A 23,726-nucleotide genomic window follows, 5' to 3' on the forward strand; every position below is an offset into this window, starting at 1 on the left:
GGGTGTCTGCCCTCAGGCCGCCGGCTGCATCGCCGCCCTCAGCAGCATGCCGAACAGGTCGCGCGGTTCGTCGGGGTCGGCGAGCAGGTCAAGCTCCTCGTAGAGGCCGGTCGCCTGCAGCTGGTCGCGCACATAGCGCAGCGCCGAAAAATCCTCGATTGCGAAGCCGACCGAATCGAACAGCGTGATCTGCTTGGCATCGCGGCGGCCTTGGGTCCTGGCGGCGATCACCTGCCAGAGCTCGGTCACCGGATGGTCAGGATCAAGCTGCTGTATTTCGCCCTCGATGCGCGTCTGCGGCGGGAATTCGACGAAAATCTCGGAGCGCAGCAGGATGTCCCTGTGCAGTTCCGTCTTGCCGGGGCAGTCGCCGCCGACGGCGTTGATGTGGACGCCGGAGCCGACCATGTTGTCGGTGAGAATGGTGGCGCACTGCTTGTCGGCGGTAACCGTCGTGATGATGCCGGCACCTTCAACCGCTTCCTGCCCGGTCTCGCAGATGGTGATGTCGAACCCCATGCCGGCAAGGTTCTTCGCGCATTTCAGCGAAGCCGGCCGGTCGATGTCGTAGAGCCTCAGCCGGTCGATGCCGGCCAGCGCCTTGAAGGCGATCGCCTGGAATTCCGACTGGGCGCCGTTGCCGATGATGGCCATGATGCGGGTGCCCTGCGGCGCCAGATACTTGGCCGCGACGGCGGATGTGGCGGCGGTGCGCAGTGCGGTCAGGATGGTCATTTCGGTAAGCAGCATCGGGTAACCGCTGCCGACATCGGCGAGCACGCCGAAGGCGGTGACCGTCTGCAAACCCTGGCGCATGTTCTTCGGATGTCCGTTGACATATTTGAAGCCGTAGAGGCGTCCATCGCTCGTCGGCATCAGCTCGATGACGCCGTCATGGCTGTGCGAGGCGATGCGCGGCGTCTTGTCGAACAGGTCCCAGCGGCGGAAGTCCTCCTCGATGTAGCCGGCGAGCTCGGTCAGAAAGCGCTCGACACCGATAGCATTCACCAGTTTCATCATGCGGTCGACGCTGACGAAGGGGACGATGTTCAGCTTTGCGGCGGTCATGATCAGAAACTCCCGGAATGGCTGAGGGTGGGGCGGTCCATGATGCGGCGGCCCATCAGGCTTGCCGTGAGGTCGACCATCAGCGTCGCGGTGCGGCCGCGTTCGTCCAGGAAGGGGTTCAGTTCGACCAGATCCAGGCTGGAGACGAGGCCGCTGTCGGACAGCATTTCCATCACCAGATGCGCCTCGCGCAAGGTCGCGCCGCCCGGAACCGTGGTGCCGACCGCAGGAGCGATCGAGGGATCGAGGAAGTCGACATCAAGGCTGACATGCAGCAGCCCGTCTTGCGCCGCCACACGCGCCAGGAACGCACGCAGCAGCGGCGCGATGCCGTGTTCGTCGATGGCCCGCATGTCGTGCACGGTCACGCCTGCCTGGTTGAGCGCTTCGCGTTCGGCCGGGTCGACGCTGCGCAGGCCCATGGCGCAGATCCGCTTGGGATCGACCGCCGCCGGCAGGTCCGGAAAATAGCCGCCGAAACCAGGCTGGCCGCTGGCGTAGGCGAGCGGAACACCGTGCAGATTGCCACTGGCCGTGGTGTCCAGCGTATGGAAATCGGGATGCGCGTCGAGCCACAGCACGAAGAGCGGCCGGCCGGCTTCGGCGGCGCGGCGAGCGAGACCGGAAACAGTTCCTGCCGAGATCGAATGGTCGCCGCCGAGAAAGATCGGCATGGCGTCGGCACTGACGTCATAGGCGGCCTCGGCGATACCGGCCGTCCAGGCCGAAATCTCGGGCAGCGCCTTCAGCGCCAGATTGCCATGGGCGAGCGGCCGCACGGTTGCCGGCAGGATGGTGCCGAGGTCGGCAACCTGATGGCCAAGCTCCCGGAGCGCACCGGCAAGCCCGGCGGTCCGCAGGGCGCTCGGCCCCATCTCACAGCCCATGCGGCCGGCACCGTCCTGCACCGGCGCACCCAAGATCTTGCAATCCACTCGACCATTCTCCTCAATGAAGCTGAGGCCAGTTGAAACCCATGCGGCCGGCAGAATGAATAGGCCTGATTGGCAAAACCACCGAAAAGACTTATCGTTCTGATCAATCAGACTGCCATATTGGACAAAAATGGATTCACTCGACCAAAAGCTGATCACGCTGCTGCGCCATAGCGCGCGGCGGAGCATCTCAGACCTGGCAAGCGATCTCGGCGTTTCCCGCGCCACGGCAAGGGCGCGGATGGAGCGGCTGGAACAGTCGGGACAGATCATCGGCTACACCGTGATCCTGCGGGCCGAAGCGATCAGTTCGGCGGTCAGGGGCATCATGATGATCGAGATCGAAGGCCATGCCGCCGATCGCGTCATCCGTGCGCTTGGCGGCTTTGCGGAGGTCGCGACCATTCATACCACCAACGGTCGCTGGGACCTTGTGGTCGAACTCAATACGGCCACCCTTACCGATTTCGATGCGATCCTGCGACGCATCCGGCTCGTTCCCGGCATTACCGGCAGCGAGACGAGCCTGCTGCTTGCCACGCCCCGCAGCACCAAGGCCCGGCTTTAGCGACACTATCGGGTCCGTCGCCTAACAGGCCGGGGCAGTTTCGATCTTCTGATGCGCCGTGCGGTTCGGTCCCTGGCCGGCAAATCGCGGCGAGGCAAACCGCCAGCACGGAACTTTTGTGGCGGTGGCGATTTTGGATGTAAGATGGAATCGGAACGGCCAGGAGGGGTGTTGGCGATGACGACGAAACGGTTTGCGATCTGCGCTCTTGCCCTGGCGATGGGTTGCGGCATGTCCCCATCGGCATTGGCCGGCGCCAGGCATCGCCATTATCAGGCTGAACGGGAACGCTACGTTCCCGCCGAAGACGATCTCATCGACTTCCTGTTCGGCGGCCCGCGCTATTATGACCAGCAATTGTTCACCACCGCCGCCGGCGCATGTTCCTATCACCGGGTGGGGCCGGACGCGAATGCGACGAACAAGATCAACGATCATCATTGCGGGAAATGAACGGCCTTCGCCGGGAATCCGGCGAGGACGTCGCGAACGCCGCCCCGGTCCGGTGCCGACACGGGGCCGGCATGACGTCGTCTGAACGATAAAACATCGCCCCAGGACCCATGGCCGGCCGCTCAATTCCGCGGCCGTTTCGTGGGCATGGCTGTCGGCCATTGCGCATTGGCGATTTCAAGGTATGATGAAAATCGCCAACTTTGAGGCAAATATGAAAAAAAACTCCAAACCTATGGCCGTCGAAGCACCAACGGCCAAGGATGCGCCTGAAATCGCGCGCTTGTTGAGCTGGGCCTTCGGCTTCGGCAAGGCGCGGTCCGATGAATACATCGCCAATGTCGGCCTTGGCGCGCTCAGGCTGCTGCGGGGCGAGGGCGGGCGTCCGGATGCCTGCGCGGCGTTGCTCGATACGGCGCATGTCTTCCATGGCAAGCCGGTGCCGGCGACCAACATCGCGCATGTGGCGATCGCGCCGGAGCGTCGCGGTCAGGGGCTGGCGGTGCCGTTCGTCGATGCGTTGTGCGCGGAGGCGCATGGCAAGGGAGCCGCCATCGCCACGCTGTTCGCCTCGACGCGGCCGGTTTACCGCAAGGCTGGCTTCGAGCTTGCAGGCCATGAGATCGTCTATGAGGCACAGACGATCAGCCTGCCGGCCGCGAGCAGGCTCGCCTTCGAGCCTGTCGAACCGGACGATCCGCGCCTTGCCACGGCTTATGCCGCCAAGGCAGGTCGCGAAGCCGGGTTGGTCCACCGTGGTCCGGCGCACTGGAACGAGTTGCGGCGCAAGCCCAGCGACGCGCTGGCCGCCTACCTGGCCGAGGATGACGCGGCCTATCTGATCCTCGACATGGGCGACGAAGCCTGCCTCGATGTCCGCGACTGGTACGCCGCTTCCCCGGAAGCCGCGCAAGGCGTACTTTCCTTCCTGGCCAGATTCCGTTCGGTCTATCCGATCGTGCGCTGGCATGGCGGCCCGCAGGACGATCTGGTGGCGGCGATGCCTGACAAGGGCTGGCGGCTCGCCCATCAGGAGGAATGGCTGTTGCGGGTGCTCGACCCGCCCGCGGCGCTCCGCCAGCGCGGTTACCATGCCGACGACATCGGGCTGGCACTTAGCATCGGGCCGGCGGACGCGGCGCTGGAGGTCGAGATCAGGGGCGGGACAGTCGAGGTTCGCGAGGCGACCGCCGGTTATCAGACCGTTGCCCTGCAGGCCTCGGCATTCGTGCAGGTTTTCACGGGCTTTCGCAGCGCATCGAAACTGGCGCAGTATGGCCAGGTGGCAGGCGATGCGAATGCCATACGTCTGTGTGATCAGCTGTTTGCCGGCCCGCCGCCCTGGGTGGCGGAGCATTTCTAGGAACAAGGACCTTTCATGACATACGCGCTTATCGCCTCGCTGAGGGCGGCGGCTGGAGACATGACGCCGGCGCTGGCGCGCGTCGCCGAGACAGTGCTGGCGCAGCCGGACGCCACTTTGCGCCAGAGCATCACCGAGCTTGCCGAGGCGTCCGCCTCGTCGGAGGCCAGCGTCATGCGCTTCTGCCGCGACCAGGGTTTTGCCGGCTTCCAGGACTTCAAGCTGGCGCTGGCCAAGGAGTTGGCCACCGACGAGCGGGCGCGGGACATCGGCTTGCCGACCGATGACATCCAGCGGCTGGTGGAAACCGCCATCATCTCGCTGCGCGAAACCGAGCAGCTGATCGTCAGGGAAGACATTGCCAAGGCCGCGCGGCAACTGCTGGCGGCGACGGCGGTCGACTGCTTCGGCATCGCCGCATCCGCCATCACGGCGCAATACCTCGCCTACAAGATGACCCGTATCGGCAAGCTCAGCCGCGCGCTTGGCGACGCGCATCTGGCGGTCATGGCGGCGGGAACCACGCAGAAGGGCACCGTGCAGGTGGTCATATCGAGTTCGGGATCGACCATAGACGCGGTGCGGATCGCCGAGCTTGCTCGATCGCAAGGTGCCTTCGTCATCGGCATATCCAACCGCTCCAAAAGCCCGCTGGTCGCCGCCTGCGATCTCGCCCTGATCGCGTCCTGGCCGGAAACGCCGCTGACCGGCGGCGCCTTTCCGTCGAAGATCAGCCAGCTTTTGATCGTCGATGCGCTGGCGGCCGAGATGATGCGGCAGGATCCGGCGCGGCTCGCACTGCTAGGGCGCACGGCGGAGGTCGTGAGTGACCGCAGCTTCTGATCGTACGGTCTTCGCCGTCGACATTGGCGGGACCAAGATCGCCGCCGCCGAAGTGCGCGGCGGGCGATTGCTGGACAGGCGCCAGACGGTAACGCCGAGGACGGGCAGTGGCGACGATCTGGTCGCGGCGATCGCCGGTCTCGCGCCCAAGCACGCTTTCGACGCCATCGCCGTCGCCACCACCGGCATCGTTCGTGACGGTGCTCTGACCGCGCTCAACCCGCAGACACTGCCGATCGAGAACGGCTACCCGCTGGCCCGAGCACTTGATAAAGCGCTCGGTGTGCCGCCACTCGTCGTCAACGATGCCCAGGCGGCCGCCTGGGCCGAATTCTGTGTTGGCGCCGCCCATGGCTTCCGCAATTTCGCGTTTTTCACCGTTTCCACCGGCATCGGTTGCGGCCTGGTGATCGATGGCCGCCTGCAGACCGGCGCGACGGGACTTGCCGGCCATGCCGGGCACATGATGTCCGATCCCGGCGGCGCGATGTGCGGGTGCGGCCGGCGCGGCTGCCTGGAGACGATCGCGTCGGGCACCGCACTGGCGCGTCTCGGCAGCGAACGGCTCGGCCGTCCGGTTGGCGCACCTGACCTGTTCGCAGCTGCCAGGCAAGGCGATGCGATCGCTGCCGAGGTGATCGGCTCCGCCATCAACGCGCTGGTCGACGGCTTCGCCGATCTGACGGCGGCCGTCGATGTCGACTGCTTCGCGGTCGGCGGCGGCGTCGGGCTGGCGGACGGGTTCATTGCCGCCCTGGAGGCGCGCTCCCGGCTGTTGCCTGCCGTCTTCCAACGTCCCATCGTCGCAGCGCAGGCGGGCGCCGATGCCGGCCTGTTGGGGGCCGCACTGCTTTCTGAAGGAAATTTTCATCTAAAATAATTTCTTGACAAAAAGTTTCATCCACGGTTGATTGCAGGGGTAACGCTCGAAGGAGAAACCCCAGGTGCAAGGCGATCTGCTCGCTCAGCTCGATGGAATGCTGGTCGTCTCGTGCCAGGCTGAATCCCGCATGCCGCTCGACGCCCCTGAGCACATTGCCGCCATTGCCCGGTCGGTCATCCTTGGCGGCGCGGCGGGTGTGCGCATCGAGGGGGTCGCCAACATAGACGCCGTCCGCCGCCGCACCGGCGTTCCCATCATCGGGCTGATCAAGGCCCGCCGTGCCGACACCGAAATCTACATCACGCCGGCGCTCGCCAACGTGGCGTCGATCATCGAGGCCGGGGCCGACATCGTCGCTCTCGACGCCACCAACCGGCCGCGCCCGACGGATCTTGAGGCGATGTTCGGTGCGATTGCTGCCAAGGGGCGCCTGTCGATGGGCGATGTCAGCACGCTCGACGAGGGCAAGCGCGCCATCGATGCCGGCGCCTCGCTGATCAGCACCACCATGGCCGGCTACACGCCTTATTCCAACCAGCAGCGCGGGCCGGATTTCCAGCTGATGGGGCAGCTTGCCGGCGCCGGCCTGCCGTTCGTCGCAGAGGGCCGCATCTGGACACCGCAGGAGGCGGTCCGCTGCTTTGAGCTCGGCGCGCGCTTCATCGTCGTCGGCGGTGCCATCACACGGCCCGACGCCATAACCCGCGGCTTCGTCGACCTGGTCGCGTCGTGGAGCGCCGACCCGCAATTGAAGAGGAACAAGTCATGATCAAGCGCCACCGCGTCGCCGTTATCGGTGCGGGTTTCATGGGCTCCATGCACGCCGCGATCTTCGCTGACATGGTCGGCTGCGAACTGGCGGCGATCGTCGATCCCAACCTGGAACTGGCCGGCGCTGTCGCCGCCAAGGCGCCGGGTTGCAAGGTCTACCCCAGTCATGAGGCGCTGCTGACGGGCGAACGCGATCTCGACCTCGTCTCGATCTGCACGCCCGACAACCTGCATCTGGCGCCGGCGGTTGCCGTGGCCAAGGCCGGCATCAACATCTTCGTCGAGAAGCCGATCTCTTCCACCATCGAGGATGCCAAAGCCATCATCGCTGCCTGCGAGGCGGCCAAGGTCAAACTCGGCATCGGCTACCTCCTGCGCTTCGATCCGCGCTATGCGGCGGCCAAGGAATTGATGACTTCGGGCAAAATCGGCGAGCCGATCCACATCTACGCCCGGCGCAACAGCGCCCGCACCGAAGGCCCAAAGCGCTATGGCGGCAAGCTGCCGCTGGCGCTGCATGTCACCGTGCACGACGTCGACATGGTGCTGTGGATGCTCGACGGGCAGCACCCGGTTTCGGTCTATGCCCAGCAGACCGACGTTCTGCTTGGCGAGTCGGGCACGCAGGACAGCCTGGCCGCGATCGTACGCTTCTCCGGCGGCACGGTGGTGAATTTCGAAAGCGCCTGGTCGCTGCCGGCCGGCGCGCGCCACATGATCGATGCCCGCATGGAACTGATCGGCACCGAAGGCTCGTTCGAGGTCCAGTGCGGCGACAGCGGCCTCTACTACGCCAGCAACGAAACATCGCGCGAGATCGACACCCAGCATTGGCCTGTCGTCAACGGCCGTCTCGACGGCGACCTGGCGCGCCAACTCGGCGGCCTGCTTGCCTGGCTGAACGGGGCCGACATGCCGATCGCCAGCGGCCGCGATGCCCTTCGTTCGCTCGAACTCACCCTCGCGATGATGCAGTCGGCGCAGAGCGGCGAAATCGTGCGTCTCGGCCAGGCGTGATGCTCGAACGACACAGAGAATTTGAAACGAGGCCAGAGTGGCCCAACAATGGGAGACGAGAAATGTTTAACAGACGCAATGTGTTGATGCTTGGCGTGGCCGCGGCCGCGCTTGCCACGGCCCTGCCGGCTTTCGCGCAGGACAAGCCGTTCGACGGGGTGCAACTGTCGGTGCTGCTCGAAGGCCATCCGACGACCGACGCCATCCAGAGGCTGTTGCCGGAATTCAAGCAGGTGACCGGCATCGACGTGGCGCTCGAAATCGTACCCGAGCAAGACATCACGGCCAAGGAGCTGCTGGAATTCTCCTCCAAGTCCAGCCGCTATGACGTCGTCCAGAACAACATCATCTACCTGCCGGGTTTCGTGAAGTCGGGCTATGTCGTGCCGCTCGACGATTTCCTGGCCAAGCACAAGGAGAATTTCGACAGGGCCGATTTCGTGCCCGGCTATTTCAACACCAACGTGGTCGACGGCAAGGTCTACGGGCTGCCGGTCTACGGCGAGAGCACCTTTGTCATGTACCGCAAGGATCTGTTCGAACAGTACGGACTTGCGGCGCCGAAGACGTTCGAGGACATCGAGAATGCTGCCAAGACGATCTCCGAAAAAACCAACAAGCAGATCGCCGGCATCACCATGCGCGGCCAGCAAGGCATCCAGGGCGTCTATGTCTGGGCCGCCTATCTGTGGGGTTTTGGCGGCTCGTTCCTCGACGCCGGCGGCAAGTCGGCGCTGGCGACGCCGGAGGGTGCCGCCGCACTTGAAGCCTTCACCAAGGTGCTGAAGGATTACGGTCCGGTTGGTGTCGCCAATTTCGGCTGGGAAGAAAACCGACTGCTGTTCCAGCACGGCAAGGCGGCGATCACCCTCGATGCCACCGTCAACGGCGCCTACAACGAGGATCCCACCGTCTCCACGGTCGTCGGCAAGGTCGGCTATGTGCCGGTGCCGATGAAATCCTCCTCGCCCAAGGGCGGCTCGTCCTCGCTCGCCGTGCACTCGATGTATGTCTCGGCCGAATCCAAGAACCAGGAAGCGGCGGCTTTGTTTGCCGCCTGGGCGACCGCCAAGGAGCAGCAGCTGAAGGCGATCGAAACCGATCCCAATTCCGGGGTGACCTCGCTTTCGGTGCTGAACGGCGAGGCATTCGGCAAGCGCTACGGCGCCTTCAAGGACGGCATGATCGCCGCCATCAATGCCGGCAATCCGCAATACCTGCCGACGGTCGAACAGGCCAACGAAATCATCAACAACACCGGCATCGCCGTCTCCAAGGCGCTTGCCGGCACGGCCAGCGCCGCCGATGCCTTGAAGGAGGCGGACGAGGCCAACAACGCCGCGCTCGCCCGATAAGCGGGTAAGGCGTGCCCTGCCGCGTGCGCTTCCTGTGCGCGGCAGGGCGAGATCCTCAACGGGTGGATTGAGACCGTGGCGACAGCAGCATCGGATCCGACCAGGCATTTCTTCCAGCCGATCATCGTCTGCCTGACCGTGGCATCGGTCGCGCTGACGCTGTTCGTGATCTGGATTTCTTTGCACGATCTGTCGCTGATGCGCGCCGGACGGGAAAAGTTCGTCGGCCTTGACAATTACCTGCGCTTCTTCGGCGATCCACGCGCCATGGCGGCCCTGTGGCGCACGGTGCTGTTCACGACGCTGGCGACGATGATCGAGATCGCGCTCGGCCTTGCCGTCGTGCTTTTCCTCGATCGTGACTTCGCCATGAAGCGGCTGGTGCGGACGCTGCTTCTGGTGCCGATCATCATGACGCCGGTCGTCGTCGGGCTGACCTGGCGCTTCCTGTTCGATCCCGCCACCGGCATGGCGAACTACCTTCTGTCGCTCTCCGGCATGTCCCAGGTCGATTGGCTGGGCAGTCCTCAATTGGCGTTGTTTTCGGTGCTGATCGCCGACATCTGGCAATGGACGCCCTTCGTCATTCTCTTGGTGATGGCGGCACTGGAATCGGCACCCACCGATCCGCTCGATGCCGCCCGCGTCGACGGCGCGCGCGAATGGCAGGTGACCTGGTATGTGCTGCTGCCGATGCTGCGCCGAGCGCTCGCCATCGTCGCGCTGATCCGGGCGATCGACAGCATCAAGGCGTTCGACCTGTTTTACATCATGACGCGCGGCGGGCCGGCGCTGTCGACGGAGACGCTGAATTACTACGGCTACATCGTCGCCTTCACCAATTTCGACATTTCCTACGCGCTGGCCATCGCGGTCATCCTGACCATCTTCACCAATGTCGCGCTCCTGACCATGTACAGCGTGCTGTTTCCGAAAGCGGGAGAGCGCTGATGGGCCGGCGTACGGTTTTCTATGTCGGGCTGCTCATGCTTTTGCTGGCGGTGCTGTTCCCGCTCTACTGGGTGGTAGTGACTTCGTTCAAGACGACGCGCGACGCCTTCGCCATTCCGCCGGTCTGGCTGTTCAGCCCGACGCTCGACAACTACCGCACTGTGTTCGCCAATCGCGGCTTCCTTAGCGCGTTTGCCAATTCCTTCATCATTTCCATCCTGTCCAGCGCGCTGGCGGTGGCCATCGGCTCGGTCGCCGCCTACGGGTTGGCGCAGCAGCCGGGCAATCTGCGCCGCTCCAAGGAAAAGTTCATCCTCAGCCTGCGCATCGCGCCGGCGCTGCTGTTCGTCATTCCGATGTATTACCTGGCGACCCGCATCGGCGCGCTCAACCAGCACTGGCTGCTGATTGCCGCCTATGCCTTCGTCAATGTGCCGTTCGCCATCTCGCTGCTGATCACCTTCTTCGACGACATTCCGAAGGAGCTGCGCGATGCGGCCCGCGTCGATGGCGCGCGCGAGTTCAGCGTGTTCTGGCATGTCTACCTTCCGGCGGCGCGCGGCGGCATCGTCGCGACGCTGATTCTGTGCGTGCTGTTCACCTGGAACGAGTTCTTCGTCGCCCTGGTGCTGACCGGCCGCGACACCCAGACGTTGCCGGTCTCCATTACCTCGTTCCTGACATTCCAGGGCATCCAGTGGGGCGCGCTTACCGCTGCCGCCACGCTCATCATGCTGCCGATGATCGTGCTTGGCGTTCTGGTGCAGGGGCAGATCGTGCGCGGCATGACGCTGGGCAGCGTGAAGGGCTGAGGGGGATACGATGGCGAATTTGTCTATACGGTCGGTGTCGAAATCCTACGGTGCGGTCAACGTGCTGGACGATGTCTCGGTCGAAGTCGAGGAAGGCTCCTTCGTCGTGCTGCTCGGGCCTTCGGGCTGCGGGAAGTCGACGCTGCTGCATGCGATTGCCGGGCTCAACCCGATCGATTCCGGCACCATCGTCATCGGCGACCGCAACGTCACCAATCTTCCCGCGCGAGAGCGCGACGTGGCGATGGTGTTTCAGTCCTACGCGCTCTATCCGACCATGTCGGTGGCCGAGAACATTGCCTTTCCGCTGAAGATGCGCGGACTAGACCGCAAGACGTCAGGCGAGAAGGTCGATGCGGTGGCGAAGCTGCTGCAGATCGAACCCTTGCTGGGTCGCAAGCCACGTGAGTTGTCCGGCGGCCAGCGCCAGCGCGTCGCCATCGGCCGGGCACTGGTGCGCGATCCCAGGCTGTTCCTGTTCGACGAGCCGCTCTCCAATCTCGACGCGGCGCTGCGCACGGAACTGCGCGCCGAGATCAAGCGCCTGCACCAGTCGATCCGCCGCACCATGGTCTATGTGACGCACGACCAGACCGAAGCGCTGACGCTGGCCGACAAGATCGTCGTGCTGAAAACCGGCAAGATCGAGCAGATCGGCACGCCGCTGTCGCTCTACGACGATCCCGACAACGCCTTCGTCGCAGGCTTCATCGGCTCGCCCCGCATGAATTTCCTCAAGGCGAAGGTGGCCGAGGACGGGAAAGCCGTGCTTGTCGGCGATGCCAGTGTCGATATCTCTCATCTCACGACGCGGCTTGGCATTGGCCAAGACGTTACCCTGGGCATCAGGCCGGAGCATCTCGACGAGAAGCAGGGCGTCGAGCTTGCGCTGGCCGTCGATGTCACCGAACGCCTGGGATCGACCTCCTACGTGCACGGCGCGCTGGCCGGCGGCGAGACGGTGGTCGCCGAACGGCGCGAGGATCAGCCGCGTTTCGGCGAGACGATCACGCTGCGCTTCCTGCCCAGCCGCACCCGCATCTTCGACACCCAGGGGTTGCGCATTCGCTGATCCTGCTTGGTGGTGCCTCAGGCCGTTCCCCAACCCGGCGTGGATTGCCGGCCCCGGCATGCACCGCATCGCGATCGGGCGGCGCAATTTCTTGCCGGCCGAACCCGTCCTCTACGATCTATCGTGGCGTCTGGGAGGTTCGCATGAGTTTGCCGTAGCGCTTGACCAGCCGGTCGCGCCTCAGGGGCGTCAGCCTGTGCGTCCAGAAGAGCCCGTCGAGCTGGTCGATCTCATGCTGGTGGCAAACCGCCAGCAGACCATCGGCGTTCTCGAACTGCTCATTGCCATCCAGATCCTGATAGCGAACGATAATGCGCGCGTGTCGCTCGATATGCTCGGTGACACCGGGCATCGAAACACTGCCTTCCGCATGATGGATCATTTCGGTCGAGGCCTGGATAACAGATGGATTGACGTAGATGCCCGGCTTTGCGGCGGAAGGCAGCTGGATCACGACCAGGCGTCTCAAAATGCCGATATGCGGGGCGGTGATGCCGATCCCGGGCGCCGCATGCATGGTGTCGACGAGATCACCGGCCAAACCCTGCAAGTCGCTGTCGAACAGTTTTACGGGTTCCGCCACCGCGCGGAGAAGGGGATTGGGGAACCTTATGATCGGCCGAACCGCCATGGACTCCTCCTACGTCACGATTCGGCCAGGCAAGCACGGATTTCCGCATCGTGTTCGCCACGCGCCGGGCTTGCGGCAGGCGAGCACCGCGCCCTTGCCGAAAAACGCGGTGCCGCCGCCGCTTGAAGAGCACCGTCCACCGTCAGCCATGTACCGCGGGCGGCCATGTGCGGATGCAGTGCTGCCTCCCACGGGCCAAGTACCGGCCCGACGCAGGCGTCCGACCCTTCGAACAGCTTGACCCATTCGCCGCGGGATTTCTCTGCAAAGATCGCCGCCAGCCGGTTGCCGAGCTCCGGCCAGAGATCCCGGTCGAATTGGTTGGCAAATTGCGGATCGGCGGCGAGACCAAGCCGCTCGAGGAACAGCGCATAGAATTTCGGCTCGATGCACTGGACGCTGATGAAGCCGCCATCCGCGGTGCGGTAGACGCGGCACCAATGCGGCCCGTCGAGGAGGCTTTGGCCGCGCTCGGCGGCGAGCGCGCCGGATGGGGCAAGCGACATCAACAGGTTCATCATGTGGGCCGAGCCGTCGACGATCGCCGCATCGATGACGCTGCCTTTGCCACCGGCGCGCGCGTTCATGATGGCGGCGAGCATGCCGATCACCAGATAGAGCGCGCCGCCGCCTATGTCGCCGACCAGCGTCGGCGGCGCCATTGGCACCTCTCCTGGCAAGGAGCCGTACCAGAGCGCACCGGACACGCCGATATAGTTCATGTCGTGACCGGCGGTGCGGGCGAGCGGGCCATCCTGGCCCCAGCCTGTCATGCGGCCGTAAACCAGCTTCGGGTTGACGGCGAGGCAGGCATCCGGGCCGAGCCCGAGACGTTCCATGACGCCGGGCCGGAAACCCTCGATCAATCCATCGGCGGTGGCGATCAGGCGCATCAGCACGGCGGCGTCGGCGGCATCCTTGAGGTCCAGCGCGATCGAGCGCTTGCCGCGATCGAGCAGCGAGCGTTCGGGGACGCCGGGCATCGGCGCCTGCTTGCGGTGGACGACGATGACATCGGCGCCGAGATCGGCAAAGAGCATGCCGGCAAAGGGGGCTGGCCCGAGCGCCTCGATCTCGACGATGCGGGTTCCCTTCAGCATTCCGCCCTCCATGGCGCTCAGGCTCGGCATCGCGCACTTTTGGTATCGCCTGCTTTTGGTACCGTGCAGGGCGACGGTGTGTAACCCTGCCGTTTTGGCATTGAAGCACGTGCCGCCGGCATATACTTCAGGACCATGAAAAAAATCGGTTTCCTGTCATTCGGGCATTGGACGCCCTCGTCGCAATCGCAGGTGCGCTCGGCGAGCGATGCGCTTCTGCAATCCATCGATCTTGCCGTCGCCGCCGAGCAGCTCGGCGCCGACGGCGCCTATTTCCGCGTGCACCACTTTGCCCGCCAGCTCGCCTCGCCATTCCCGCTTTTGGCGGCCGTCGGCGCCAAGACCAGCCGCATCGAGATCGGCACCGCGGTCATCGACATGCGCTACGAAAATCCGCTCTACATGGCCGAGGACGCGGGCGCGGCCGACATCATCGCTGGCGGGCGGTTGCAGCTCGGCATCAGTCGCGGCTCGCCCGAGCAGGTAATCGATGGCTGGCGCTATTTCGGCTATGTGCCGCCGGAAGGCAAAAGCGACGCCGACATGGCGCGGCACCACGCCGAGGTCTTCCTCGACACGCTGCGCGGCGAGGGCTTTGCACAGCCCAATCCGCGGCCGATGTTCCCCAACCCGCCCGGCCTGCTCAGGCTGGAGCCGCATTCGGAAGGCCTGCGCGAGCGCATCTGGTGGGGTGCGGCCACCAACGCCACTTCGGAATGGGCGGCGAAACTGGGCATGAATTTGCAAAGTTCGACGCTGAAATTCGACGAGACGGGCAAGCCCTTCCACATCCAGCAAGCCGAGCAGATCAGGGTCTACCGCGAGGCCTGGAAAGCGGCCGGCCACGAGCGTGAGCCGCGCGTCTCGGTCAGCCGCAGCATTTTCGCGCTGGTCGACGACCGCGACCGCGCTTATTTCGGGCGCGGCAATGAGAGCCGCGACCAGATCGGCTTCATCGAGGAGAATACCAGGGCGATCTTCGGGCGCAGCTACGCCGCCGAGCCGGATGTGCTGATCAAGGAATTGGCGCAGGACGAGGCGATCGCCGAGGCCGACACGCTGCTGCTCACCGTGCCCAACCAACTCGGCGTCGACTATAACGCTCATGTCATCGAGGCGATCCTGACCCATGTCGCGCCTGGGCTGGGTTGGCGCTGACAGGCGCGCCAAGACAGCGACAACGGAGGAGAGGAGATACGGCATGGCGAAGAAAGCCTTGATTGCCTGGGGCGGCTGGGAAGGCCATACGCCGGAGCGCAGCGCCAATGTCATCCGCGCGCTGCTCGAGCGTAACGGTTTCGCCGTCACGCTGGGCCAGGGCACGGCGATGTTCGCAGATCCGGAGTTGTCATCATTCGATCTCATCGTGCCTGTCATCACCATGTCGACGATCGAAAAGGCCGAGCTGCAGAACCTGACGCAGGCCGTTCGCCAGGGGACCGGGCTCGGCGGCTTTCACGGCACGATGGGCGACAGTTTTCGCAACGAGCCCGACTATCAGTTCATGACCGGGGGCCAATGGGTCGCGCACCCCGGCGACATCATCGACTACCAAGTCGCCATCACCCGGCCGGACGATCCGATCACCAAAGGCATCAACGATTTCGCCTACCGGTCGGAGCAGTATTACATGCATGTCGACCCAAGCAACGAAGTGCTGGCGACGACCACTTTCACTGACGCGCATTTTCCGGGCATCGGCGGCGTTGTCATGCCTGTGGTCTGGAAGCGCCGGTATGGTTCGGGCAGGGTGTTTTATAGTTCTCTTGGACACACGGCGGATGAGTTCGCGGTGCCGGAAATGGCGCTGATTGTGGAGCGCGGGTTGGTATGGGCGGCGCGAGGGTAGCAGCAAGCGCGTTTTCGTGAAAATCTGGGCCGAATTCACAGGGCATCCATGGAGATATCCAATGAGTGATTTCGAGTGGTCCGGATCCGAAAAGAAGCTCGCGCGCCATGCCTTCGATACCGCCCTTGAGGCGGCGCTCGCAAAGACGATGGCCGACTTCAAAAGCAAGGCGAGTGCGGTGACGCAGCCCTCCGAGATGTGGGAGCTCGAAGACTATTTGCGTGAACAGCGACGGAAAATCGATCGCACGTTCGACTATCGCTATTCGCAGCTTCTCTTCGTGTTCGCGCAGCTTATTCGAGCAGGGCATCTCGATGAAAAGCTGCTTGCCGGTCTGTCGCAAGACAAGCGGGATGTCATTCAGCGGGACCTGGCCTTTGTGGCGAGACGCTCGGCCAGTGGCTGACCGGGGCGGCTCTCCCGGGTTCGCGATTGTCATTGACGGCACTTGTGCGACTATCCATAGGCCCCTGGCTTCGTCATCCTGCGCCGCGTCGCTTCGCTCCTTGCTCCGCCCTAGGATGACGAAGCCGGAGACGCTGAGACCCTCACCTGATCCCGCCCACAACCACATAGGCGCCAGCGCTTCGCCCATCCTCCAGCCGCACCACCGCCGTGATGATCGAGCCATACGGGCCGCGCCAGACGCTGTGGAACCGCTGATGCTCGGCTGCAGGGACGAGCGCGCGCCCGACTAGGCGCGCGCCGCTTCGTTGCAATGCGACAGGCTCGCCGTTGATATGCACCTTGACGCTGGCATTCTCCGCCTCCGCGTCGCCGGGCAGGTCGACTGTAATGGATATCTCGTCCTGATCGCCCGAAGAACGCGTCTCGGCGGCAAGCGCGATGACAAGCGGTGGCGCCTTGCCGTCGCCACACCGGGCGGGCCGATCCGAAAACACGTCATCGGCCAGTTCCGGCGTGCGCGGTGGGCGGGTGCGGCGCTGCGTGGCGCGTTCGTAGTCGCCGGCCATGCACAGGAGCCGTTCGTCGTCATAGGCCTTACCGGCGAAGGTCAGGCCGACCGGCATGCCGATGTCGGCCATGGTGCCCATCGGCACGGTGACGGTCGGGATGCCGAAATGGCGCCAGACCAGATTGCCGTTGGCGACCCAGGTGCCGTTGCGCCAGGCAAGGGCGGCGGACGCCTCGTTGATGTCGGCATCGGCCGGGCCGACATCGGCGGCGGCGGGCAGCACCACGGCGTCGATGCCTTGTGCATCGAGCCAGTCCTCGAAATCGATCCGCCGCGTCGTTTCCAGGCCCTTGAGACCATCCTCCATCGTCGGGATATCCTTGAAAGGCGTGACGCCGGCTTTCGCCCGCTCGACGTAGTCCGCGAGGTCGAAGCTGCCTTCGTAGCGGTCGGGCAGCGTGCCTGGCGGCTGCGGGAAGATTTTCGGGCCATCGACCGAGGCGAGGTCGGGAATATCAGGGTCGGCATTGGCGCGCAGGAAATCGTCCCAACCCCAGATGCATAGGTCCCAGATTTCGCGGTTCGCGAACTCCTTCGGCACGAGCCCGCGCTCTACCATGGTGCGCGCGCCGGGACGGTCGCGCTCGTAGTTGGAGACGACGGGAAAATCGACTTCCACCACTTCGGCGCCCAGCCGTTTGAGATCGGCCGCCGCCTGTTCCCACAGGGCAAGCACCGAGGCCCGGGTTTCGATCGGCCGGTCGGCGCCGCTGTCGCGGCCGATATACATTCGGGGTACGCCGAGCCGTCTGCCTTTCAATGATCCTGCAAGCGTCAGCTCGGTGTAGCGTTGCGGCCGCATTTCGGAGCTATTCGGCAGCTTGATCCAGGGCTGCGCGCGCCAGAAATCGCCTCGCGTCTCGGGATCGTCGGCGACGATGATGTCGAGCAGTTCCAGCATATCGTACACGGTCCGCGTGTGCGGCACGACGACATCCATGGTCGGCACCAGCGGCCAGTTGCCGCGCACGGAGATGACGCCGCGCGAGGGCGTGTAGGCGACCAGCGCGTTGTTGGTGGCCGGCGCGCGGCCGGACGACCAGGTTTCCTCGCCGAGCCCGAAGGCGCAGAAGCTGGCTGCTGTCGCCGTGCCCGAACCGTTGGACGAGCCCGACGCGAAGGCGGCGGTCAGATAGTCGGCATTGTAGGGGCTCTCGGCGCGGCCATAGACGCCGCGCTGCATGCCGCCATTGGCCATTGGCGGCATGTTGGTCAGGCCGATCAGCACCGCGCCGCCGGCCCTGAGCCTCGTGATGGTGAAGGCGTCCTCATTGGCGATCAGATGCTCGAAGGCAGGCGATCCGGCAGCCACCGTCAGGCCTTTGACCTTGTAGCTATCCTTGGCGGTGTAGGGGATACCGTCGAGCGGCCCGAGCACGGCACCGGTGCGCCGCCGGTGGTCGGAAGCAGCCGCTTCCTCGAACATCGCTGGATTGAGCACGGGAACGGCGTTGAGGCTGATGCCATGGCGGTCGAAATGCGCGATGCGACGGAGATACGCACCGACCACCTCGACGCTGGTGACGAGGCCGTCGTCGAGCGCACGGCGCAATTGTTCGATCGTCGCTTCGACGAGATGAAGGCTGGCATCGGTCATCACTGGTTCCAAACTGTCGTTTCGATACCATGGATGAGCGAGGCCGCCAGCTTCGGCAAGGGCCAATCCGCAGGCTTCGTCGGAAGGTGTTGTTCCTGCCGCCGACCTATCCGCGCTGAGCGGCTGTCGAGCCATGACGATGCCAATTCTGCCCAGATGACGGTCAACGAGATGATTTTGGACGATCATCAACAAGATGGCTTGCAGACGTAAGCAAAAGCTCGCGGAAGTTGCGTCAAAAGCATATTGTCGGGGGAAACCGTGCCGATCTCACAGCATGAGAGGAGATCATGTCTGAACAGAATGCCCATATCCGCGCAGCCATCGGACGGATGCTTTCCAAAAAAACCGGGGTTGCCGTCATTTCGATGAAGGAGAGTATCGCGGAGTTGCTGGCGATAACCGGTGTCGCGCTGACCGTTGAGAGCCTGCAGGATCTGCTGCTGGAAATGGCAGAGGTGCGGGGCATGATGGTGGTGCTCGATCTCTAGAGCAATTCCAGGAAAAGTGTGAAACGGTTTTCCGTCCGGAATTGCGTCAAAACAAAGAGTTAGAGCAGTTCACCGTTTGTGAACTGCTCTGAGGCAATTCCAGAAAAGCGCCTCAGGCCAGCCGGTAACGGCCAGCGGCGGCCTCTTCGAAACGTTCTGCCTTGAGGACTGGCGCCAGCGTGCCGTCGCCGTAGATCATGCGGCCGGCGCGGAAGGTGGCGCGGACACGTGCCACCGGCTGGCGGTCGGCAACCACCAGGTCGGCCAGAAGCCCCGGCTCGATGGCGCCGCGATCGGTGAGCCCGAGCGCCGCGGCCGGGTTGGCGCTTGTCAGCGCGGCCGCCGCTGCCAGGCCGCCGTCGCGCACCTGTGCCAGGCCAAGCACGGCCGGCAGGATCGAGGCCGGATGGTAGTCGCTGGCCAGCATGTCGAGCAATCCCGCCTCATAGGCCCGCCGGGCGGAAAGATTGCCGGAATAGGAAACTCCGCGCAGTGCGTTGGGCGCGCCCATTGCGGTGTGCATGCCGAGCCGGCGGGCTTCCTGCGCCGCTTCGAGCGTCACCGGGAATTCGCTGAGCACGGCGCCCAGGCCATGGACCAGTTCCACTTTTTCCAGGGTGTCGTCGTCATGCGAGGCAAGCACGATGCCGCAGGCGCGGGCGCGGGCCGACAGATCCTGCAGCGCGTTGAGTACATCGCCCTGGCCCTCGCGGCCGGCCATCCGCTGTCCGACGATCTCGGAGGCCATGGCAACGGACATGCCACGCTCCTTGGCGATGCGGGCGATGTAGAGTTCGACGTCGCGGTATTGTCCCTGGCCGGGCGTGTGGTCCATCAAGGAGATGAGGTGCAGCTTGCCTGCATCCATCAACCTTTGCAGCTTGGCGATCGCGGGCGTGAAGGTGACCTCGAACCGGGCATGGATGCGGTGGTCGACAAGCAGATCGTCCTTCATCCCGGCAATGGTCTCGATGATATCGGATGTATGATCTTCCGAGCGCAGCACGCCGCTGGTGACGCTGGCGCCGATGAAGGAGAGCGCGGCATAGGCCGTCGTCACGCCGCAGGAGGCGAGCTTCTTGTCGAGTTCGGCAATGCCGATTTGCATCGGCACATGGACGCCGGTGCGCGGCTCGACTTCCTTCTCTACCATGTCGCCATGCATGTCGATGAAGCCCGGCAGGAGCAGGCGGCCGCCGCCCTCGATGTCGGCATTCTCGACAGGTTGGTCACGGATTTCGGCAATCCGGCCGTTTTCGATCCTGACAGCGCCATTGGCAACGACACGGTCACGCAGGACAATTTCGAAGTCACTCAGCCACATGTCATGTCTCTTGCAAGTGGTTTCAGGGTGGGAAGTGGTTTCAAGGTGGATTTCGCTGATGACAAGGTCGGCGACATTTTCGGGTGATGGAAGACGCCGATCATGGCGACGGTTGCCGCCGCTTCGATCGATCTCTCCAGGACAACCCTATGTTTTCTAGTTCACCCGAATGCCGGTTTCCATTTGATTTTTATGACATTTACATGAAGGCGGAATAGGTGATGCGCGCGCCCGGAGCCTACTTTTAACCTGCGCGGTCAGGAATAGCACCAAGACCGGCACCGCGGACAGCAGGCTGGCGGCCATCAACGGATCAGCGAGCGCGTGCAGCTTTCGAGCGTGCTGCTGCATGCGGCCAAAGCCAAGGTGAACGGCTGCTTACGCGCCCAGGATGAAATCGGCGCAGCGGTCGGCGATCATGATCACGGGCGCGTTGGTGTTGCCGCTGATCAGGCGCGGCATGATCGAGGCGTCGCAGATGCGCAGGCGCGGTACGCCGCGCACGCGCAATTGCGGATCGACCACCGCGCCGTCGTCGGTGCCCATCCGGCAGGTACCGCAGGGGTGATAGACGGTCTTGGCGTGTTCGAGGATGTGGTCTGTAATCGTCTGGTCGGAAAGATCCGCATCGTTACCCGGCGACAGTTCCTCGGCGATCACGGCCTGCAGGGCAGGCTGGCGCAGGATATTGCGGGCAATCTTCATGCCGACGAGCAGCAGAGCGAGATCATGGGGATCGGACAGGAAGCCGGTGGTGAAGCGGATCGGGTCGGCGGCGTCACGTGAGCGCAGGCCGACCGTGCCGCGCGACTTTGGCCGGAGAACACAAGGGTTGAGCTCCATGCCGTGGCGCTCGATCGAACCGTGCTCGGCGCTTTCGATCATCACCGGCAGGACGTGGAACTGGACATCGGGCCGGCCGTCGCCATCGGTGTCGAAGAAGCCGCCGCTCTCGACCACGTTGGAGGTCAGCAGGCCGCTGCGAAACATCAGGTACTGGATGCCGTGGCGCAGCGCCTTCAGGCCGCGGTCCTGCCCGAGCAGCGAGATCGGTTGGCGTGTCAATGCATAGGCGGGGGCCGCGACATGATCCTGCAGGTCGCGGCCGACCGAAGGCATGTTGCGGATGACGGGAATGCCCAGCCCGGCCAGATGCTCGGCTGGCCCCAGTCCCGACAGCATCATCAGCTTCGGCGTCGCCAACGCACCGGCGGTGAGGATCACCTCGGCCCTTGCCGTCGCTGTATGGTTGCGGCCGTCCGAAGTGGTGTAGGCGAGGCCGCTTGCCGCCCCGTTTTCCAGTGTCACGCCGGTAACCAGCGCATCGGTGACCACGGTCAGGTTGGCGTTGCCGGCCAACGGCCTCAGGAACACTTTTGCCGCTGATTGGCGCTCGCCGTTCGCAGTCGTCGTCTGGTAGAAGCCGACGCCTTCCTGTTGCGCTCCGTTGAAGTCGTCATTGTAGCGATAACCGGCCTGTTGCGCGGCTTGCACATAAGCCAACGACAGCGGATGGCGGTGGCGTGGATCGGAGACGGGCAATGGTCCCTCGGTGCCGTGGCGTTCGCCGGCCAGCCGCTCATTGCGCTCCAGCCGCCGGAACACCGGCAACACCTCGTCCCAGCCCCAGCCGGGGCAGCCGAGGTCGCGCCAGCCATCGTAATCCTGCGGCTGGCCCCTGACATAGAGCATGGCGTTGATGGAAGAGCCGCCGCCCAGCGTGCGGCCCTGCGGCACCGGCAGCCGACGTCCGCCGACGCTCGGCTCGGGCTCGGATTCGTAGATCCAGCTGCGCGCCGTGCCGATCACCTTGGCGAAGGTGGCGGGCATGTCGATGAGCCGCGTGTTGTCGGCAGGCCCGGCCTCGACGATCAGCACGCGCTTGCCGGCATTGACCAGCCGGTTGGCCAGCGTGCAGCCGGCAGAGCCGGCGCCGGCGATGATGTAGTCGTATTCCGCGCTCATCATGTCAGGCGTAGCGCATGATGACGGTCTTGGTTTCGAGGTAGCCGTCGATCGCCGCACGGCCATGCTCGCGGCCAATGCCCGACTGCTTGAAGCCGCCGAAGGGTGCCGCGGGGTCGAGCGTATTGTGCGAATTGACCCACACCGTGCCGGCCTTGAGGCCATGGATGGCGGTCATCGCCTTGCCCATGTCGCGGGTCCAGATCGAGGCCGACAGGCCGTAGCGCGTGTCGTTGGCGATGCGGATCGCCTCGTCGAGATCGGCGACCGGCATCGCCGCCACCACCGGCCCAAACACTTCCTCGCGCACGATCTCCATGTCCGGTCGGACATTGTGCAGGATGGTCGGCGCCACATAATGGCCCCTGGCCGGGACCGGCCGCGCGCCGCTGACCCGTTCGACGCCGGCCGCCAGCCCACGCTCGACAAACCCCTCGACGCTTCTTTTGTGCTTGGCCGAGACCAGCGGGTTGATTTGCGCATCGGCGTCGCGGCCGGCGCCCAGCGTCATGCCGTCGGCGATCTCGGCCAGCCGCGCCAGCGTGCGGTCGTAGATCGACTTCTCGATCAGGAGCCGTGAGGCCGAGGTGCAGACCTGGCCCTGGTTGAAGAACATGCCGAGGCCCGCGACCAAAGGCTCGATGCCTTCCTCCATGTCGGCAAGCAGGATCATCGGCGATTTCGAACCGAGTTCCAGCGTGAAACGGGCGACGCGGTCGACGGCGGCATGGCCGACGCGTTTTCCCACTTCCGTCGAGCCGGTGAAGGTCAACTTGTCGATGCCGGGATGGCGGATCAGCGCTTCGCCGGTGACGGAGCCGCTGCCGGTGACGATGTTGACGACGCCGGGCGGAAAACCCGATGCCTCGATCAGCTCGGCGAGCCGGAGCAGGCCGAGCGGGGTTTCCTGCGGTGGCTTCAGCACCACGGTACAGCCGCAGGCGAGCGCCGGCGCGATCTTCCACATGCCAATCAGCAGCGGGAAATTCCACGGGACGATGGCGCCGACGACGCCGACCGGCTCCATCACGGTCATCGCCTGATGTTTGGCGCCAGGAGGTACGGGAATGGAGACCTGGAAGGTCGAGCCTTCGATCTTGGTTGCCCAGCCGGCATAATAGCGCAGCCAGTCGACGGTGCCGGCCGCACTCAGCATGCGGGCGACGCCGAGCGACTTGCCGTTCTCGATGCTTTCGATCTCTGCAAGGAGGTCGGCATCGGCCTCGACGGCGTCGGCGAGCTTCAACATCAAATTCTGGCGGTCGACCGGTCGCATCGATGCCCACGGTCCATCGAGCGCGGCTCGCGCCGCGCGCACCGCCTGGTCGACCAGTTCGGGGCCACTTTCCGGCACGTGCGCGACGATCTCGCCGGAGGCGGAATCGTCGACGGCGAGGCCGTCACCAGCGAGGCCCTCGACGAAGCGGCCATTGATGAAGGGGCGGTGCGGACGCGCCAGGAAAGCGGCGGCGGCAGGGCTGATCGGCGGCACGGTTCTCTCGTTCACGCCATCCTCCTCGATTGCTGATGAACATCCCAGCCGAGGATTATGGAGCGCATCGGCCGGCTTCAAGCCTCCCAAAGCACGAGTGCGCGCTCAGTCAAAACAAAGTTCCCGCTCGGACAAGACGCGAAATGGCGGATGCCGCACTATCCTTGGCGAAGATCGGCGCACAGCCGGCACAGCATCAATCGGGATCGA

Annotated in this window: 24 protein-coding genes; 16 read left to right on the plus strand and 8 right to left on the minus strand. The window is 64.5% G+C overall.

All coding sequences use genetic code 11. The annotated features are described in order from the left end of the window. Positions 1-12: 12 nt before the first annotated feature. Both AC0NIH_RS13910 and rocF read right to left on the minus strand, forming a co-directional pair. Positions 13-1,068 (minus strand): ornithine cyclodeaminase, encoded by a 1,056-nt coding sequence (locus tag AC0NIH_RS13910; protein WP_473467341.1) that lies wholly within the window; start codon positions 1,066-1,068, stop codon positions 13-15. 2 nt (positions 1,069-1,070) lie between these two features. Further along, positions 1,071-2,003 (minus strand): arginase, encoded by a 933-nt coding sequence (rocF, locus tag AC0NIH_RS13915; RefSeq protein WP_023766231.1) that lies wholly within the window; start codon positions 2,001-2,003, stop codon positions 1,071-1,073. A 130-nt stretch (positions 2,004-2,133) separates the two neighbouring features. Here rocF and AC0NIH_RS13920 point away from each other — a divergent pair, with 130 nt between their 5' ends. The 11 genes from AC0NIH_RS13920 (at position 2,134) to AC0NIH_RS13970 (ending at position 12,091) form a co-directional block, all read left to right on the plus strand. Next, complete coding sequence (locus AC0NIH_RS13920) at positions 2,134-2,571, plus strand: Lrp/AsnC family transcriptional regulator (RefSeq protein WP_013894172.1); 438 nt, start codon at positions 2,134-2,136, stop codon at positions 2,569-2,571. Between the two features lie 177 nt (positions 2,572-2,748). Then, positions 2,749-3,024 (plus strand): hypothetical protein, encoded by a 276-nt coding sequence (locus AC0NIH_RS13925; protein ID WP_352710582.1) that lies wholly within the window; start codon positions 2,749-2,751, stop codon positions 3,022-3,024. Between the two features lie 214 nt (positions 3,025-3,238). Then, positions 3,239-4,387, plus strand: coding sequence for a GNAT family N-acetyltransferase (locus tag AC0NIH_RS13930; protein WP_473467344.1), 1,149 nt, complete (start codon positions 3,239-3,241; stop codon positions 4,385-4,387). A 15-nt stretch (positions 4,388-4,402) separates the two neighbouring features. After that, positions 4,403-5,230, plus strand: a complete 828-nt coding sequence (locus AC0NIH_RS13935; protein WP_287274378.1) for a MurR/RpiR family transcriptional regulator — start codon at positions 4,403-4,405, stop codon at positions 5,228-5,230. After that, positions 5,214-6,110 carry an N-acetylmannosamine kinase gene (locus AC0NIH_RS13940; RefSeq protein WP_473467345.1) on the plus strand — a complete coding sequence of 299 codons (897 nt, stop codon included), beginning with the start codon at positions 5,214-5,216 and terminating at the stop codon, positions 6,108-6,110. The genes AC0NIH_RS13935 and AC0NIH_RS13940 overlap by 17 nt, the downstream gene beginning before the upstream one ends. Positions 6,111-6,174: 64 nt before the next feature. Continuing rightward, entirely contained in the window at positions 6,175-6,882 is a 708-nt protein-coding gene (locus AC0NIH_RS13945; protein ID WP_473467347.1) for an N-acetylmannosamine-6-phosphate 2-epimerase, read from the plus strand. Continuing rightward, on the plus strand, positions 6,879-7,901 hold the full coding sequence (locus AC0NIH_RS13950) for a Gfo/Idh/MocA family protein (protein ID WP_023778989.1): 1,023 nt from the start codon (positions 6,879-6,881) through the stop codon (positions 7,899-7,901). Before AC0NIH_RS13945 ends, AC0NIH_RS13950 begins: the two co-directional genes overlap by 4 nt. A gap of 62 nt (positions 7,902-7,963) precedes the next feature. Further along, on the plus strand, positions 7,964-9,256 hold the full coding sequence (locus AC0NIH_RS13955) for an ABC transporter substrate-binding protein (RefSeq protein ID WP_473467348.1): 1,293 nt from the start codon (positions 7,964-7,966) through the stop codon (positions 9,254-9,256). Between the two features lie 75 nt (positions 9,257-9,331). Continuing rightward, the gene (locus tag AC0NIH_RS13960) at positions 9,332-10,207 is read left to right on the plus strand and encodes a carbohydrate ABC transporter permease (protein WP_473467350.1); all 876 of its coding nucleotides are present in this window, start codon (positions 9,332-9,334) and stop codon (positions 10,205-10,207) included. Continuing rightward, positions 10,207-11,019, plus strand: a complete 813-nt coding sequence (locus tag AC0NIH_RS13965) for a carbohydrate ABC transporter permease (protein ID WP_352710594.1) — start codon at positions 10,207-10,209, stop codon at positions 11,017-11,019. Before AC0NIH_RS13960 ends, AC0NIH_RS13965 begins: the two co-directional genes overlap by 1 nt. 10 nt (positions 11,020-11,029) lie before the next feature. Further along, positions 11,030-12,091 carry an ABC transporter ATP-binding protein gene (locus AC0NIH_RS13970; RefSeq protein WP_473467352.1) on the plus strand — a complete coding sequence of 354 codons (1,062 nt, stop codon included), beginning with the start codon at positions 11,030-11,032 and terminating at the stop codon, positions 12,089-12,091. A 118-nt stretch (positions 12,092-12,209) separates the two neighbouring features. Here the strand turns inward: AC0NIH_RS13970 and AC0NIH_RS13975 are convergent, their stop codons facing one another. Next, complete coding sequence (locus tag AC0NIH_RS13975) at positions 12,210-12,722, minus strand: peptide deformylase (protein ID WP_473467353.1); 513 nt, start codon at positions 12,720-12,722, stop codon at positions 12,210-12,212. A gap of 14 nt (positions 12,723-12,736) precedes the next feature. After that, on the minus strand, positions 12,737-13,822 hold the full coding sequence (locus AC0NIH_RS13980; protein ID WP_473467355.1) for a CaiB/BaiF CoA transferase family protein: 1,086 nt from the start codon (positions 13,820-13,822) through the stop codon (positions 12,737-12,739). 135 nt (positions 13,823-13,957) lie between these two features. On the opposite strand from AC0NIH_RS13980, the gene AC0NIH_RS13985 reads away from it, so the two are divergent. The 3 genes from AC0NIH_RS13985 to AC0NIH_RS13995 all read left to right on the plus strand — a co-directional run bounded on the left by AC0NIH_RS13985 (position 13,958) and on the right by AC0NIH_RS13995 (position 16,077). After that, positions 13,958-14,980 carry an LLM class flavin-dependent oxidoreductase gene (locus tag AC0NIH_RS13985; protein WP_473467356.1) on the plus strand — a complete coding sequence of 341 codons (1,023 nt, stop codon included), beginning with the start codon at positions 13,958-13,960 and terminating at the stop codon, positions 14,978-14,980. Positions 14,981-15,023: 43 nt separating this feature from the next. Continuing rightward, complete coding sequence (locus AC0NIH_RS13990) at positions 15,024-15,671, plus strand: ThuA domain-containing protein (RefSeq protein ID WP_224687174.1); 648 nt, start codon at positions 15,024-15,026, stop codon at positions 15,669-15,671. 61 nt (positions 15,672-15,732) lie between these two features. Next, the gene (locus AC0NIH_RS13995) at positions 15,733-16,077 is read left to right on the plus strand and encodes a hypothetical protein (protein WP_023778980.1); all 345 of its coding nucleotides are present in this window, start codon (positions 15,733-15,735) and stop codon (positions 16,075-16,077) included. Between the two features lie 142 nt (positions 16,078-16,219). On the opposite strand, the gene AC0NIH_RS14000 is transcribed toward AC0NIH_RS13995, so the two are convergent. Then, positions 16,220-18,244, minus strand: a complete 2,025-nt coding sequence (locus tag AC0NIH_RS14000; RefSeq protein WP_473467358.1) for an amidase — start codon at positions 18,242-18,244, stop codon at positions 16,220-16,222. A gap of 33 nt (positions 18,245-18,277) precedes the next feature. Here AC0NIH_RS14000 and AC0NIH_RS14005 point away from each other — a divergent pair, with 33 nt between their 5' ends. Together AC0NIH_RS14005 and AC0NIH_RS14010 are read left to right on the plus strand one after the other, a co-directional pair. Further along, positions 18,278-18,457 carry a hypothetical protein gene (locus AC0NIH_RS14005; protein ID WP_473467360.1) on the plus strand — a complete coding sequence of 60 codons (180 nt, stop codon included), beginning with the start codon at positions 18,278-18,280 and terminating at the stop codon, positions 18,455-18,457. Between the two features lie 77 nt (positions 18,458-18,534). Then, positions 18,535-18,735, plus strand: a complete 201-nt coding sequence (locus tag AC0NIH_RS14010; RefSeq protein ID WP_473467362.1) for a hypothetical protein — start codon at positions 18,535-18,537, stop codon at positions 18,733-18,735. A 112-nt stretch (positions 18,736-18,847) separates the two neighbouring features. Here AC0NIH_RS14010 and AC0NIH_RS14015 read toward each other — a convergent pair whose 3' ends face one another. The 3 genes from AC0NIH_RS14015 to AC0NIH_RS14025 all read right to left on the minus strand — a co-directional run bounded on the left by AC0NIH_RS14015 (position 18,848) and on the right by AC0NIH_RS14025 (position 23,531). Beyond that, positions 18,848-20,059 carry an alpha-D-ribose 1-methylphosphonate 5-triphosphate diphosphatase gene (locus AC0NIH_RS14015; protein WP_473467363.1) on the minus strand — a complete coding sequence of 404 codons (1,212 nt, stop codon included), beginning with the start codon at positions 20,057-20,059 and terminating at the stop codon, positions 18,848-18,850. 378 nt (positions 20,060-20,437) lie between these two features. Further along, on the minus strand, positions 20,438-22,024 hold the full coding sequence (locus AC0NIH_RS14020) for a GMC family oxidoreductase (RefSeq protein ID WP_473467443.1): 1,587 nt from the start codon (positions 22,022-22,024) through the stop codon (positions 20,438-20,440). 4 nt (positions 22,025-22,028) lie between these two features. Then, entirely contained in the window at positions 22,029-23,531 is a 1,503-nt protein-coding gene (locus AC0NIH_RS14025) for an aldehyde dehydrogenase family protein (RefSeq protein WP_473467365.1), read from the minus strand. Positions 23,532-23,726: the final 195 nt, after the last annotated feature.

This window comes from Mesorhizobium sp. WSM1386, from assembly GCF_055901595.1.